At 70.7% G+C, this 13,914-nt stretch carries 11 protein-coding genes; 3 read left to right on the forward strand and 8 right to left on the reverse strand.

Annotated elements, in window-relative coordinates; all coding sequences use genetic code 11:
• Positions 1-230 precede the first annotated feature (230 nt).
• Positions 231-1,112, forward strand: a complete 882-nt coding sequence (locus tag MWN34_RS13050; protein ID WP_247029740.1) for a 3-hydroxybutyryl-CoA dehydrogenase — start codon at positions 231-233, stop codon at positions 1,110-1,112.
• 2 nt (positions 1,113-1,114) lie between these two features.
• Here the strand turns inward: MWN34_RS13050 and MWN34_RS13055 are convergent, their stop codons facing one another.
• Both MWN34_RS13055 and MWN34_RS13060 read right to left on the reverse strand, forming a co-directional pair.
• Complete coding sequence (locus tag MWN34_RS13055; RefSeq protein ID WP_247029741.1) at positions 1,115-2,644, reverse strand: amidase; 1,530 nt, start codon at positions 2,642-2,644, stop codon at positions 1,115-1,117.
• Positions 2,645-2,715: 71 nt separating this feature from the next.
• Complete coding sequence (locus MWN34_RS13060) at positions 2,716-3,687, reverse strand: DMT family transporter (RefSeq protein WP_425532110.1); 972 nt, start codon at positions 3,685-3,687, stop codon at positions 2,716-2,718.
• Positions 3,688-4,842: 1,155 nt separating this feature from the next.
• On the opposite strand from MWN34_RS13060, the gene MWN34_RS13065 reads away from it, so the two are divergent.
• The gene (locus MWN34_RS13065) at positions 4,843-5,400 is read left to right on the forward strand and encodes a gamma-glutamylcyclotransferase (RefSeq protein ID WP_247029742.1); all 558 of its coding nucleotides are present in this window, start codon (positions 4,843-4,845) and stop codon (positions 5,398-5,400) included.
• Between the two features lie 32 nt (positions 5,401-5,432).
• Here the strand turns inward: MWN34_RS13065 and MWN34_RS13070 are convergent, their stop codons facing one another.
• From MWN34_RS13070 to ftsE, 4 genes are all read right to left on the reverse strand, one after another.
• Entirely contained in the window at positions 5,433-5,780 is a 348-nt protein-coding gene (locus MWN34_RS13070) for a hypothetical protein (RefSeq protein WP_247029743.1), read from the reverse strand.
• Between the two features lie 149 nt (positions 5,781-5,929).
• Positions 5,930-6,625 (reverse strand): YdcF family protein, encoded by a 696-nt coding sequence (locus MWN34_RS13075; RefSeq protein WP_247029744.1) that lies wholly within the window; start codon positions 6,623-6,625, stop codon positions 5,930-5,932.
• Positions 6,626-6,741: 116 nt separating this feature from the next.
• Positions 6,742-7,845, reverse strand: a complete 1,104-nt coding sequence (locus tag MWN34_RS13080) for a cell division protein FtsX (protein ID WP_247029745.1) — start codon at positions 7,843-7,845, stop codon at positions 6,742-6,744.
• Between the two features lie 25 nt (positions 7,846-7,870).
• Complete coding sequence (gene ftsE, locus MWN34_RS13085; RefSeq protein ID WP_247029746.1) at positions 7,871-8,530, reverse strand: cell division ATP-binding protein FtsE; 660 nt, start codon at positions 8,528-8,530, stop codon at positions 7,871-7,873.
• A gap of 246 nt (positions 8,531-8,776) precedes the next feature.
• Between ftsE and hpt the strand changes: the two genes are divergently transcribed.
• Positions 8,777-9,325: a hypoxanthine phosphoribosyltransferase gene (gene hpt / locus MWN34_RS13090; RefSeq protein WP_247029747.1), complete on the forward strand. Its 549-nt coding sequence runs from the start codon at positions 8,777-8,779 to the stop codon at positions 9,323-9,325.
• Between the two features lie 322 nt (positions 9,326-9,647).
• Here the strand turns inward: hpt and MWN34_RS13095 are convergent, their stop codons facing one another.
• The gene (locus MWN34_RS13095; RefSeq protein WP_247029748.1) at positions 9,648-12,425 is read right to left on the reverse strand and encodes a TIGR02302 family protein; all 2,778 of its coding nucleotides are present in this window, start codon (positions 12,423-12,425) and stop codon (positions 9,648-9,650) included.
• Between the two features lie 189 nt (positions 12,426-12,614).
• Complete coding sequence (lysA, locus tag MWN34_RS13100; RefSeq protein WP_247029749.1) at positions 12,615-13,886, reverse strand: diaminopimelate decarboxylase; 1,272 nt, start codon at positions 13,884-13,886, stop codon at positions 12,615-12,617.
• Between the last annotated feature and the right edge of the window lie 28 nt (positions 13,887-13,914).

Below are 13,914 nucleotides of genomic sequence, written 5' to 3' on the forward strand. Positions count from 1 at the left end.
CGAGATCGCACCCCAGCTCACCGACGAAATCCGGAAGGCCAAGGGCTGAGGCGTTCCGGCTGGGGCGGATCAGGTCCCTTTCCGGGGCGCGGCCCCGGACCGCAGGCAGGATGACATGATTAGGCCCGTATGAAGGGGCCTGTATGATAAGACGGTCGGCGCAGGGCGATGCCCCGGCGCCGGCCGGGACGGACGATCAGGACGAGCGAGCAGGATTGCAGGCGGGCACCATGGCATTCGAGATCAAGCGCATCGGCATCATCGGCGCCGGCCAGATGGGGAACGGTATTGCGCATGTCTGCGCGCTCGCCGGCTACGACGTGGTGCTGAACGACATCTCGCCGGACCGCATCAGGGCCGGCCTCGCCACCATCAACGGCAATATGGTGCGGCAGGTCGCCAAGGGCCTGTATGACGAGGACGAGAAGCAGCGGGCGCTGTCCCGGATCTCCGGCGCCGACAGCTATACCGGACTGGACGATGCCGATCTCGTGATCGAGGCGGCGGTGGAGAAGGAAGAGGTCAAGCGCCGCATCTTCTCCGAAGTGTGCCCGCATCTGAAGCCGGAGGCGATCCTCGCCACCAACACGTCCTCCATCTCCATCACCCGGCTCGCCTCCACCACCGACCGGCCGGAGCGCTTCATCGGCATTCACTTCATGAATCCGGTGCCGCTGATGCAGCTCGTTGAGCTGGTGCGCGGCATCGCGACCGAGGACGAGACCTTCGATTCATCGAAGGAATTCGTCACCCGCATCGGCAAGACCTATGCGGTGTCGGAGGACTTCCCCGCCTTCATGGTCAACCGCATCCTGCTGCCGATGATCAACGAGGCGATCTACACGCTCTATGAGGGCGTCGGCTCGGTGGATGCGATCGACACCGCGATGCGGCTCGGCGCCAACCACCCGATGGGCCCGCTGCAGCTCGCCGACTTCATCGGGCTGGATACGTGCCTCTCCATCATGCAGGTGCTGCATGAGGGGCTGGCCGATTCGAAGTACCGGCCCTGCCCGCTGCTGGTGAAGTATGTCGAGGCCGGCTGGCTCGGCCGCAAGACCCAGCGTGGCTTCTACGATTATCGCGGCGAGAAGCCGGTCCCGACGCGCTGATCTCAGCCGGATCGGAAGTCCGGGAACAGCGTGCCGGCATAGAAGCGCGGCGCGCCGCGGGCATGGGCGGCGGCGACCTGGAAGGCGGTGACGTCGTCCAGCGTGTCGGCGACGATCTGCAGCCCGACCGGCATGTTCTGTGGCCCCATCCCCGCCGGCGCCGCCACCACCGGATAGCGGCCGAGCAGGTTCCACGGCCAGGTGAGAGCGAAGCTGAGCCCCTTCACCGCCGTGCCGCCGATCCTCACTGCGTCGCTGGCGGGGTCCATGCCGTGCGCGGCGGGGATCAGCGGCGTGCCCAGTGTCGGCATGACGAGGGCCTTGAAGCCGCGGGTGAAGACCTTCTCCTGCACGCTCCGGTGATAGGTGGCCAGCACGTCCTCCGCGGCCACCAGCGCTTGCGGCCCGAGGCGACCCTTCACGCCGTCCAGCATCTGCGCGACATAGGGTGTGAGCTTTTCGCGATGGGCCGCCGCCTCGCCCAGCATGCCGCCCATGCTGGTGGAGAACAGCCCGGCGAGGAAGACCGGCATGTCCCCGGCGCGGAAGCCGAGGTCCACCCGCTCGATCCGCGCCCCCTGCCCTTCGAGCTGCTGCAGCGCCTGCTCGATCGCCGCCGTCACCGCCGGATCGAGCGGCGTCAACCCGGCGCCAGGATCGTAGGCGAGCGTCCAGCCGGCGATGTCGTCATAGCTCGCGGGGAAATCGAGCCGCGGGCGCAGCGAGGAATGCACCGCCGGATGCGGGCCGACCATGTGCTGCGTCAGCAGGTTCAGGTCGTCGAAGGTGCGCGCCAGCGGGCCCTCGGTCTCATAGGGGACCTCGCTGGTCGGGATGCGGCCGAAGGGGGCCTTGAAGCCGTAGAGCCCGCATTGCGAGGCGGGGATGCGGATCGAGCCGCCCATGTCGGAGCCGAGCGCCAGCGTGGTGAAGCCCGCTGCCAGCGCCGCGCCCGACCCGCCCGACGAGCCGCCGGGGCTGAAGGCGAAGTTCCACGGATTGCGGGTGACGCCCCACAGCCGGGTCGCGGTCGTCATCCAGCTGTAGAGCTCCGGGACCGTGGTCTGGATGTGGAACACCGCGCCGGCGGCGCGCAGCCGCTCGATCACCGGATGATCGGCGGTGTCGGGCGGCGCGTCCTTCAGCATCAGCGTGCCCATGGTGGTGACCCACCCCTTCACCGCATATTCGTCCTTCACCGCGATGGTGAGGCCGTCCAGCGGCCGGGGCTCGCCGGCGCGGTAGCGGACCTCGCTCGCCTTCGCGCCGGCGCGGGCCTCGTCGAAATGGCGATAGGTGATGCAGTTGACCCCGGCGTTCAGCGCCTCGATCCGCCGGATCTGCGCCTCCAGAACCTCGACCGGCGAGATCTCGCGGCTGCGGAAGCGGGCCAGCAGTTCGCCGGCGGAGAGGTAGCAGGGCTCATCCGCGGCGTGGGCCTCGCCGATGATGACGGGCGCGAACCGATCGGCCAGCAGTCCGGCACAGGCCAGGCCGGCAGAGCGCGCGAGCAGGCTGCGGCGGTTCAGCATCGTGGCGTCCTCCCGGCGGGAGGAGGCAGCATCTCACATCGGCGAGGCCGGGCAAGGGGCCTGACCTTGCGTCAGCGGTGCCGCATCCGGCCGCGAAGCCGGCGCCAGGGCCGGCCGTCGATCGCGGCGAGCCCGAGGGCGATGAGGCCGAAACCGGCGAGGCTTTCCGTGCTCAGCCGCTCGCCGAGCACCAGCGCGCCGAGCAGGATCGCGCTGACCGGCACCAGCAGCGTCACGAGCGAGATGTTGGTCGCGCCGTTCCGCCCGAGGATGCGGAAATAGAGGATATAGGCGAAGGCGGTCGAGACCACGGCGAGCCCGAGCGTCGCCGCCGCCACATGCGGCGAGGGCACCGCCTGCTGCCAGGGCGGGGTGAACAGCAGCACCGCCGGCAGCAGGATGAGGCTGGCGGCGGAGAGCTGGCCGGCCGCCGTCAGCATCGGCGGCAGGCCGCGCAGCCGGCGGCCGAACACCGCGGTGATACCATAGGAGAGCGCCGCGCCGATGCAGGCGAGCTGGGCGAGGAGATCGGTGCCGAGCTGATCGAGCAGATGCGGGCCGATCATCGTCACCACGCCGGCGAAACCGAGCACGATGCCGGCGAGCCGGCCGCCGGAGATTTTCTCGTCGCGGGTGAAGAGGTGCGCCACCAGCAAGGTGAAGAGCGGCGTGGTGGCGTTGAGGATGGAGGCAAGGCCGCTTTGAATGTGGGTCTGCGCCCAGAACAACAGGGTGAAGGGCACCGCGCTGTTGAACAGCCCCATGAACAGGAACGCCCCGATCGTCGCCGGGCCGACGCGCCTCAGCCCGCCGCGCGCTGCCAGCACCGCGAGCAGCACCAGCGCCGCCACGCTGACGCGGATGAAGACCAGCAGCAGCGGAGGCACCTCCACCACCGCCACCTTGGCGAAGAAGAACGAGCCGCCCCAGATCACCGAAAGCAGCAGCAGCGTCGCCCAATCCAGTGCCGCCATCGGCGCGGGAGCGGAGGCTGGCGCAGGCGCGGGTCTGGCAGGCGGGGCGGAGGACGATGCGGCGGACATGCTCATGCTTCGCAGCAGGCGACGGGAGCGCGCTCGGTAGCACCGCGGACCGCTTCCGGTCGAGAGGGCGCGCAGGAAAGCGGTTGGCGCGGGGATGCGTGGGACGACCCGCAACCCGCCCTGCACCTGTCTTTCCCTTCCCATCGGCCTGCGATGGTCACGCGAGGGACCAGCGCCGGACGGTCCTGGATGACAGGGACAGGGTTCGCACCTCGGCGATAGCTTCCTGTCTCGTCCCGCTTGCGACGTGCATCGTTACGGGATGCGTTTCGGCCTCGCGAGCCGCCGGAAGGGCCATGCGCGATGCCGGCTTGCGCTGGGTCTCGTGCCCGCCGACAGGCGCAGGGAAGGCAGACCGGAACGAGACGGCCGTTCAGCGCAGTATCGGCTCAACCGCGCGCGTCGTCATCCGGTCGGCACCACTGCATCGGTGGCAGGCGGGGACGTGGCCGGGCTTTCCTGGTCTCCTCCGCCCGAAGGCCGCCGACACGGGCGTGCGACGTCCGGGGCCGGCTCAGACGGCGGGGCGAGAGGCGGCAGCACGAAGATAACGGGCGGGCCACGCCCGGGGGCCGGTGCGGACCCACCGGTCCTCATGCGCCGGGACCTCGTCCCGTTTATCGCCCGGTGGGAAGCCGCTTTACGGTGAGCGGGTCGGGGAGCTTTCGTTGACGCGCGACGTGGGACCCGGAACCTGGGACCCGGAACCTGGGACCCGGAACCTGGGACCCGGAACCTGGGACCCGGAACCTGGGACCCGCGATTTGGGACCCGCGGCCTGGGGTGAGCGACCGGCACTCCGGGGGCCACCCGATGCCGGCGCGGAAGGAAGGGGGCATCCCTATTCGCCCGGGCGGCCTAAGCCGATGAAGGTTCGCGCGGCGCCCGGAGGCGATCCTTTCAGCCCTCCCCGTTCGGTATGCGATCCGGTTCCCCGCCGGAGGTGGCCGCAGCCGGGTTGGCGAACGCGGCAGGGACGAGAAGCTTCTCCCGGGCCTGCGCCTCCCACGAAGCCGGATGCGAAGCCGGATGTGTTCGGGAAAAGCCCCGCCCGCCTTGATCCGGGCGCGTTCCGACCCGACTGTCGCTCATCCGCGCCGCCCACGATTCCCCTTGCGCCCCACTCCCACGAGCCCCGCCCGCATGAGCCCCGGCATGACCGCGACCGACGCCCCGCCTTCCCTCGCACCGCCCGCGCACGATCTCTGGGTGTTCGGCTATGGCTCGCTGATGTGGAAGCCGGGCTTCGATTTCGAGGAGCGCGCGCCGGCGCGGCTGATCGGGGCGCATCGCTCGCTCTGCGTTCTGTCGGTGCACTGGCGCGGCACCCCGGAGCAGCCGGGGCTGGTGCTGGGGCTCGATCGCGGCGGGGCCTGCCTCGGCGTCGCCTTCCGGGTGGCGGCGGCAAAGGCGGCGGAGGTGACCGATTATCTGCGCGAGCGCGAGCAGGTGACCAACATCTATCGCGAGGCGACGCGGCAGGTCTGGCTGAAGGATGGCAGCGCGCGGCAGGTGCCGGCGCTGGTGTTCCTCGTCGATCGCGGCCACACCCAGTATGCGGGGGCGCTCGATCGCGAGAAGCGGCTGGAACTGGTGCGGCGCGGCCACGGCCATGGCGGGCCGAACCCGGATTACGTTCGGGCGACGCGCGACCACCTCACGGAACTCGGCATTCGCGATCCCGAGCTGGACTGGATCGCCGAGCGGTTGTGAGGCCCGGCATCCGGCTTCGCTCTCCCCATCCGTCAGAGCGGAGCGAGCGGGCCGCTTTCCATCTCGGGCAGCGCCTGTGCCAGGCTCTCGCCGGGCGGCAGGATGCGCAGGTGGATTTCCTCGGCCCCGAAAAGCCGTGCCGCCTCATGGGCGCCGCCGCCGGAGGGGCCGGCCCACGTCACCACGCAGCGGTCCTTCTCGCGGCGCACCGCGAGGGCCACCGCGCCCGGATAGTCCGGCGCCTCGGTGGCGGCATAGACCGAGTAGACCTGCCGCCTCCCGTCCGGCCCGCGCCACAGGCGGAAGCGGGAGGAGAGGCCGGTAGCCGCGGCTGCTGCCAGCGGACCGTCGTCGAGAAGCGATTCGGTTGGCATCATCATGGGAACAAATCTAGAACACGGTTACAGGACGTCAATGGCGACACGGGGCGCCTGAGCGTCGGGTTGCGCGAGGGCTCTGCCTGACCGAATCCGCAACCGTGTGGTTTTGTTCCCGTATTTTCCGCGTTCCCGCGCTGTTCACGGCTCTTTTACTGGGCCCGGCGGGCCTCTTCCTGCGTCGTCGCCGGCAGCAGGCGGATCTTGGCGTTGGCGGCGAGGTACTTCACATATTCGAGAACCAGCAGCCGCAGCGAGGCCGGGCTGGTCCACCACGGCTCGTTCTTCAGGTTCTGCGACACCACGGGGTAGGCGATCATCTCGATCTCGGGCGCGGCGCGGCGCAGCTCCACCAGCGCGCGCGGCATGTGCCAGGTCGAGGTGACCACGATCAGCGAGCGGAAGCCGAGATGCCGCGCCCAGGCGGCGGTTTCCAGCGCGTTGCCGCGGGTGTTGAGCGCCGACTTGCCGATATCGACGCAGCAGGTCAGCGCGGTCTCCTCGGCCGGCACGTTGCGGGCGATCTCGCCGAGCGTCGTGTCGCGGTGCACGCCGGTGATGAGCAGGCGCCGGCCGCGGCCTTCGGTCAGCAGGTTGGTGGCGTCCACCAGCCGGTCCGAGCCACCGGTGAGCACGACGATGCCGTCGGCGTCGCGGGCGAGCGGCACCTCCTCGATCTGGATCGCCGAGGCGAAGACGAGGAAGCCGGCCAGCAGTGCCAGCACTCCCATGACCGCGAAGAGGGCAAGGAGTTGCAGGATGCGGACCCGCCGCCGCGGCCGGGTGCGGATGCGGGCCGGAGCGGTTGCGGATGCGGGTTCGGGGGCGTCGGGACCGGGCACGGACATGGCACGGCCTCACGCCGGCCCCGGCCGGAGGAAGGCCGGGACGGTACGGGCTGTGCTGGCGTGTGCGCCTCTCGCGCGTGCCTGACGCAATCCTGTTTCCACTTCTGCCGTGACGATCAGCTGATTCGCCGCAGCGTACGGTACACCGTCACCCGCGAGGTGATCGACGTGACGAGCGCGACCATCACCACCGCCCCGGCGATGCCGCCATAGCCGTAAAGATCCAGGTGCAGCGAGCCGACCAGCGTGTCGGTGGGCTGGTCGCCGCCGCCGCCGAGCCAGCCGGGCAGGGTCGAGAACAGGAAGAAGGCCGCCATCGCCGCCACGCCGCCGATGATGCCGCCCCTGAGCCCGACATGCAGGAAATGCTGCTGGAACTCGGCGGCGATGAAGCCGTCATGCGCGCCGACGAAGTGCAGCACTTCCACGATCGGCCGCGCCGCCGCCACTGCCGCGCGGGTGGCGAACACCACCGAAAGCACCGTCGCCGCCGAGACGAGAGCCAGCACCGACAGCCCGATGATCATTGCGGTGCGTCCGGTTCCGGCCAGCCGGTCGCTCCATTGCCGGTGGTCGTCGAGGCTGGCGGAAGGCACTTCGCTGGACAGGCCGTCGCGCAATTGGGTGATGGTGTCGGCGGTTGCCGAACTCGCGAGCGCGACCACCACCATGCGCGGCAGGGGCAGGCTCGCCACGTCGAGACCGGCGCCGAGCCAGGGTTCCAGCAGCGCCGCGGTCTCCGCCGCCGGCATGATGCGGGCGCCGGCGACGCCGGGCACCTTCTGCGCCACCTGCTGCGACTTCGCCAGCGCGGCGTCCATGTCGAGGCCGTCCGCGGGGCGGATCTGGATGGTGGTTTCGCGCCCGATGTCGGCGCTCCATTCGCTCATCATGCCGCGCACCGCTGCCACCGAGCCGATGGTGAAGGCGGCGAGGAAGGTCATGATCGCCACCACCGCGATCAGCGCGCTGGAGGCGATGGTAGAGCTCGGCACGATGGGCTCACGCGGGGTGCGCCGGCGGGTGGAGGCCTCGCGGGACGACCGTTCGCGGGTCTCGGCGTCGTCCAGCACCGCGAGATGCACCGCGTCCTCGTCCGCGCCGCGCTCGGACAGCAGCGGGGTGGTGGCGGAGACGATGCCGCGCATGGGATCGCGCGCGCCGTCCTGCGCGCCCTCTGCCGCGCGATCGCCGTTCCATCTGCCGCCCGACGTGCTCATGCCGCGGCCTTCCCTGTCCCCGCGCTCACTCATAGATGCGCAGCCGTCCATCCTGAAGCACCAGCCGGCGGGCGTCGAACTGGTCCATCAGGGCGATGTCGTGGGTGGCGATCAGCACCGAGGTGCCGGTCTTGTGCAGCTCGACGAAGAGCCGCAGCAGCCGGCGGGCGAGGCGCGGATCGACATTGCCGGTGGGCTCGTCGGCGAGCAGGATCTCGGGGCGCGAGATCAGCGCGCGGGCGATGGCGGCGCGCTGCTTTTCCCCGCCGGACAGCACCGGGGGCAGCACATGCATGTGCTCGCCCAGACCGACCCAGCCGAGCAGCTCGCGCACCTCGGCGGCGTAGCTTGCCTCCTCCATGCCCTGCACGCGCAGCGGCAGGGCGACGTTCTCATAGGTGGTGAGGTGGTCGAGCAGGCGGAAGTCCTGGAACACGATGCCGATGCGCCGGCGCAGTGCCGCCACCTGGTCCGGGCCCAGCGAGGCGACATCGCGGTCGAACATGGTGATGAGGCCGCGGGTCGGCTTCAGCGAGAGGAACAGCAGGCGCAAAAGCGTGGTCTTGCCGGCGCCGGAAGGGCCGGTGAGGAACTGGAAGGAATGCTGCGGGATGCCGAAGGTCACGTCCCTCAGCACCTCGGGACCCATGCCGTAGCGCAGGCCGACATTTTCGAACCGGACCAAGACGTCTCCCTCGCCAGCCCCCGCGGAGCCGCGGCATGACCCCCGCCGGATGCGGGCACGCGCGCGGCGATTCTGCCGGGTGACGTCTAACACACTGCAGCGGCGATGCGGCAAAAAGCGGGGCGGCGGGCCGGGCTGCGATGCCGCCCGCTGGACGGCGCGCCGCGCGCCCGGCATGGTGGCGCAGCGTCGCCGCCGGGGCTTTTCCCACGGCGGCTCCCGTCCGACATCGCCTGCGAGGAATTGATGAGCGAAACCGAAACGAAGCGGCATATCGAGGTGCTGTTCGATGCGCCGCAGATCGCGGAGCGCAACAGGGAACTCGCCGCCGAGATCGTTGCCGCCCGGCCCGAGAAACTGCTCGTCATCGCGGTGCTGAAGGGCAGCTTCGTCTTCGCCGCCGACCTCATCCGCGCCTTGCACGATGCCGGGCTGGCGCCGGAGGTCGAGTTCATCACCCTATCCAGCTACCGCAAGTCGCGGACCTCCTCCGGGCAGGTGACGGTGCTGCGCGATGTCGAGACCGAGGTGAAGGGCCGCGACGTCCTGCTGATCGACGACATCCTCGAATCGGGCCGCACGCTGGCCTTCGCCAAGGACCTGCTCGCCGCCCGCGGCGCCCGCCGGGTGATGGTGTGCGTGCTGCTGGAGAAGCCGGAAAAGCGCGCCGTGCAGATCAAGGCCGATTTCGTCGGCTTCGAGTGCCCCGATTATTTCGTGGTGGGCTACGGCATGGACGTCTCCCACGCCTTCCGGCAGCTCCCCTTCATCGGCTACATCCCGGACGAGGAGTAGCGACCGGATGGCTCTCGCCGCCGCGCCCCGTGCCATTCGGCTTCCCGTTCTTCACGGCATGAAGCCGTGCATCGTCGGGGGGCGGCATGGAGCTTCCTGAGGGAAGACGAGCGACCGGGTCGTGGCCGGTCCGGGCGTCTTCGTCCGGGACGGCATGCCATGGGCGAAGATGCACGGCTCGACAGCGGTAATGAGGCAAGGATGCCGGCCGTTGGTGGCGCCGGGCGCCATCTCATGTCCGTGCGCCGCCGCGCCGCGCCGCTCCGTCTGCTGCCGACCAGCGCGCATCCCTGCAGGCGGCACGCGCGTAGCACCGTACCGCTCAATAATCCCGCAGCAGCCGCTGGAGATAGTCGAGCTCCATCTGCGGGCGGAAGTTCTCGCCGTAGCGGCGGCGCAGTTCCTCCAGTACGCGGCGGGCGCGCTGCATGTCCATCTCGTCCGGCACCTTCACCGTGGTGTCGTCGCCGTAATCGCGCGAGCGCATCGGGCGGCCGAGCGGGTCGGTGCGTTCCGCGCTCTCGCCGGAGGGGCTGCCTGTGCCCTGCCCCGGGCCCTGCTGCTGCATGGCCTCGGCCATCTGGCGGGCGCCCTTGCGCAGGGCCTGCAGGGCCTCGCTCTGGGCGTCCGCGGCGCCGGTGCCGTCGCCCTGGCCGAGCGCCTGCTCGGCCTCGCGCATTGCCTGCCCGGCCTCGCCCAGCGGATCGCCCTGCCCGCGCTGGCCCTGTTGGCCTTCACCCTGCTGGCCCTGACCTTGCTGGCCCTGTCCCTCCTGGCCGTCCTGTCCCTGCTGACCCTGTGCGCCGTCCTTGCCGTCCTGCGGCTGGCCACGGCCGCGCATGGCCTGCTCCATCTTCTGCTTCAGCTCGTTCAGCTTGTCGCGGAGCTGCTGCTGGTTCTGCTTGAGGTCGCCATAGGCCTTGTCCTGATTCTCGCCGCGCTCGTTGCCCTGCTTGTAGGTGCGGTCGCGCAGCTTCTGCTGCTGGCGAATCATGTCGCCGAGCTCGCCGAGCGCCTGCTGCATCCGGCTCTGGCCCTGCTGGCGCTGCTGCTGCTGGCGACCGGCCTGCAGGCCGTTCAGCATGTTCTGCAACTCGCTCAGCATCTGCCGGGCGGCATCGCGGGCGCCGTTCTTCGCCATGTCCTCGATGCGGTCGAGCATCTTGTTGAGGTCCTGCGGGCGCACCGTGCGGGTGTTGGGATCGGGCCCCTGGCTGGCGGTGTCGCCTTTGCGCTGGGCCTGCTCGGCGAGCGCTTTGAGGAAATTGTCCATCGCCTTGCGCAGGTCCTGCGCCAGCTTCTGGATCTCCTGGTCGCTCGCGCCCTGCTCCAGCGCCTTCTGGAGCGCGTCCTGCGCGGCGCGGAGCTGTTTCTCCACGTCGGACATGTCGCCGTCCTCGATGCGGATGGCGACCTCCCACAGATAGTCCACCACGCCGCGCAAATCGTCGTCGTTGCGGGCATTGGCGAGCCGGAAGGCGGCGGTGCGCAGGCCCATATAGGGCGCGGCCTCGGGGGTGAAGCGGGCGGGGGCGATGGCGAGCGCCTCCAGCCCGGCCTGCACCCGCGGACGGGCGCCGGCGTCGAGCGCCAGCGTGCGGCGCTGCTCGATCAGGGCGCGTGCCAGCGGATTGGAGAACCCGCGCGCCGGCACGAGGATGGTGCGCGGCTCGCTCGACGCGGTCTGGCCGGCCTCGTCGCGGGCGGTCAGCGTCAGGTTCATTCGCGCGCCGGCCCATGGGCTTTCGGTGAAGTCGCGGGTGGTTTGGGCGGTGGCGTTGCGGGTGCGCAGCGAGGGCAGCGGCAAGGCGAAGTTCGGCGGGTCGTAGAGCGGGCGGGCGGCCGGCGGCTCGGCGGCGTTCTTCAGCGCATAGAGCGGGCGCGGGGTCGGCGCCGGCACAAAGGTGGCCTGCGCGGCCACCACGCCGTAATCGTCCTCGACCCGGTAGGCGAGGCCAAGCCCGGTGCGGCCGGAGACGGTCGGATCCTTGGCGAAGGAAATGCGCGGCGGCTGGTCCGGCACCGCGGCGAAGCGCCAGGACACGCTGTCGCCGTCCGGCCCGGTGAGGCGGGCGCCGCCGTCGCCGGAAATGACGAAACGCTGCTCGTGCCCGGCCGGCTGGCCGCCGGCCTGTGCCGGGGGATGCGGGGCGGGCGGGCCCGCGCCGGGGTCCGTTGTCTCGGCCGGCGCGGGGGCGAGACCGCCGTCGAGATCGACCTTGGTGCCGTCCAGCCCGATGACCCGGACCATGAGCACGCTGCCCGCCGGCACGGACAGCGCGGCGGCGCGGATCTGGGGATCGGCGGCGGCGGCGTCCTTCTGCGCGGCGGTCTCGTCGGAGCGCAGGCCCGGCAGCATCACCGGGGGGCGGGCGGTGTAGGCGGGCGGCGTGACCCAGGCGTCGATCCGGTAGGGCACCGGGGGCAGCGCCGCATGCCAGTCGAAGGCGCCGGCGATGCGCCGCCAGTGCTCGCCGGGCGCCATGAAGAAAGTGGCGACCACGCCGAGCGCGACGAGGGCGCGGATCGCCCGAGGGTCGAGAGCGGCGAGGCGCGGGGCCGGGATGCCGGCGCGCAGCGCGCCGATCTGCGCCGCCATGCGGGCAAGATGCGCGCGCCACAGCGCGACCGCGACAGGATCGTCCGGACGGCTGGCCAGATGGTCGGACAGTGCGGTGGCAGGGCGGTGCGGCAGCCTCGTCTCGCGGTCGAGCCGGCCGAGCGCTTCCTGTGCGGTCGGCACCCGCACCTTGAAGGCGGGGCGCAGCGCGAGGGCGAAGAGCACGAGGCAGGCCAGCACGCCCACGATGCGGGCGAGCGGCGGCACAGCGAGCCACGCGCCGGACCAAGAGAGGATCAGGAAAACGCCGATGGCGAGGCTGGCGGCGACGATGGCCGGCCAGACCCGTTCCCACAGCAACGCACCGCGGGCCCGGCGCAGAGCGAGGTCGAGCGTGCGTTCCACCAGCCCGGCCTCGGCCGGCAGCTCGCTGCGCAGATCGGGGCCGCGTGCGCCGGCGTTCCGCGCTTGCGGGTCGGGGGCCCCGATGCGGTGCCCGTCCGGGCCGATGCCGTCAGCTCGTGGGTCCGGCGTGTTCACGCGTCTGCGCCCTCCGGCTCGATGTCAGAATGGCCCGCCCGGCTGCGAGCCCGAAAGGTCAAGCAAGCCGCGTTCCATTCAAGCGATGCGCCCCGCCGTCCAGCCACGCTATCACGCAGCGGCAGGCCCGCCACCCCTTGCCGCCCGCAAGAGCCGCACACAACATCGTCAGAAGGAAGGCGCGCAGCGTCAGTCCGCCAGCCAGCCCGGCACGCGGTCGAGCGCGATCAGCGCGTCCGCGTCGAGGCGCGGGCGCACCACGGCATGCGCGCCGCCGCGCACCAGAACCTCGGGAATCAGCGCGCGGGTGTTGTAGGTCGAGGCCTGAACCGCGCCATAGGCGCCCGCCGTCATCACCGCGACGAGGTCGCCGGGCTTGGGGGTCGGCAGGCGGCGGCCGAGCGCCAGATAATCGCCGGTCTCGCACACCGGGCCGACCACGTCCGCGACGATGTGCGGCGCCCCGGCCGCCGGCTCGACGATCGGCAACACCTCGTGATGGGCCTCGTAGAGGGTGGGGCGGATCAGATCGTTCATCGCCGCGTCGACGATGACGAAGGTCTTGCCCTCGCCTTCCTTCACATAGAGCACCCGGGTCACCAGGATGCCGGCATTGGCCACGATGAGCCGGCCCACCTCGAAGACGAGGCCGAGGCCGAGATTGTGGGTATGCCGCTTGATGAGCGCGGCATAGGCGCTCGGCAGCGGCGGATCCGGCTCGCCGGCGACATAGGGCACGCCGAGGCCGCCGCCGAGATCGAGATGGGAGAGCGGATGGCCGGCCGCCAGCAGGTCGCGCGCCAGTTCGGCGAGCAGCGCGGTGGCGTTGTCGAAGGGCTCGAGATCGGTGATCTGGCTGCCGATATGCATGTCGACGCCGGTGATGGCGATGCCCGGCAGCTTCGCCGCCGCCGCATAGACCGCGCGGGCCCGCGACACAGGGATGCCGAACTTGTTCTCCGACTTGCCGGTGGAGATCTTGGCGTGGGTCTTGGCGTCCACATCCGGGTTCACCCGGATCGAGATCGGCGCCGTCATCCCCTTGGCGACCGCGACCTCGGACAGCGCGGCGAGTTCCGGCTCGCTTTCCACATTGAAGCACCGGATGCCGGCATCGAGGGCGGCGGCCATCTCCTCGCGGGTCTTGCCGACGCCGGAGAACACGATCTTGCCGCCCGGAACGCCCGCCGCCAGGGCGCGCTTCAACTCGCCGCCCGACACGATGTCGGCGCCCGCGCCCATGCGGGCGAGCGTGGCGATCACCGCCTGGTTGGAATTGGCCTTCAGCGCGTAGCAGAGCGTCGCCTTCACATCCGAGAACGCCTGCGTGAAGACGGTGTAGTGCCGTTCCAGCGTCGCGGTGGAATAGACGTAGAGCGGCGTGCCGACCTCGCCGGCGAGGCGGGTGAGGTCGACATCCTCGGCGTGGAGCACGCCGTTGCGATAGGCGAAATGATGCATGGTCCGGGTCGGTCGAAAGGCCGCGGCA

It is taken from the genome of Ancylobacter crimeensis (assembly GCF_023016805.1).
GTDB lineage: Bacteria > Pseudomonadota > Alphaproteobacteria > Rhizobiales > Xanthobacteraceae > Ancylobacter > Ancylobacter crimeensis.

Excerpts from the sequence above, each read along its gene's own strand:
- MWN34_RS13050 (WP_247029740.1), top strand. The coding sequence starts at position 231 with ATGGCATTCGAGATCAAGCGCATCGGCATCATCGGCGCCGGCCAGATG.
- MWN34_RS13055 (WP_247029741.1), bottom strand. The coding sequence starts at position 2,644 with ATGCTGAACCGCCGCAGCCTGCTCGCGCGCTCTGCCGGCCTGGCCTGT.
- MWN34_RS13060 (WP_425532110.1), bottom strand. The coding sequence starts at position 3,687 with ATGTCCGCCGCATCGTCCTCCGCCCCGCCTGCCAGACCCGCGCCTGCG.
- MWN34_RS13065 (WP_247029742.1), top strand. The coding sequence starts at position 4,843 with ATGACCGCGACCGACGCCCCGCCTTCCCTCGCACCGCCCGCGCACGAT.
- MWN34_RS13070 (WP_247029743.1), bottom strand. The coding sequence starts at position 5,780 with ATGATGATGCCAACCGAATCGCTTCTCGACGACGGTCCGCTGGCAGCA.
- MWN34_RS13075 (WP_247029744.1), bottom strand. The coding sequence starts at position 6,625 with ATGTCCGTGCCCGGTCCCGACGCCCCCGAACCCGCATCCGCAACCGCT.
- MWN34_RS13080 (WP_247029745.1), bottom strand. The coding sequence starts at position 7,845 with ATGAGCACGTCGGGCGGCAGATGGAACGGCGATCGCGCGGCAGAGGGC.
- hpt (WP_247029747.1), top strand. The coding sequence starts at position 8,777 with ATGAGCGAAACCGAAACGAAGCGGCATATCGAGGTGCTGTTCGATGCG.
- lysA (WP_247029749.1), bottom strand. The coding sequence starts at position 13,886 with ATGCATCATTTCGCCTATCGCAACGGCGTGCTCCACGCCGAGGATGTC.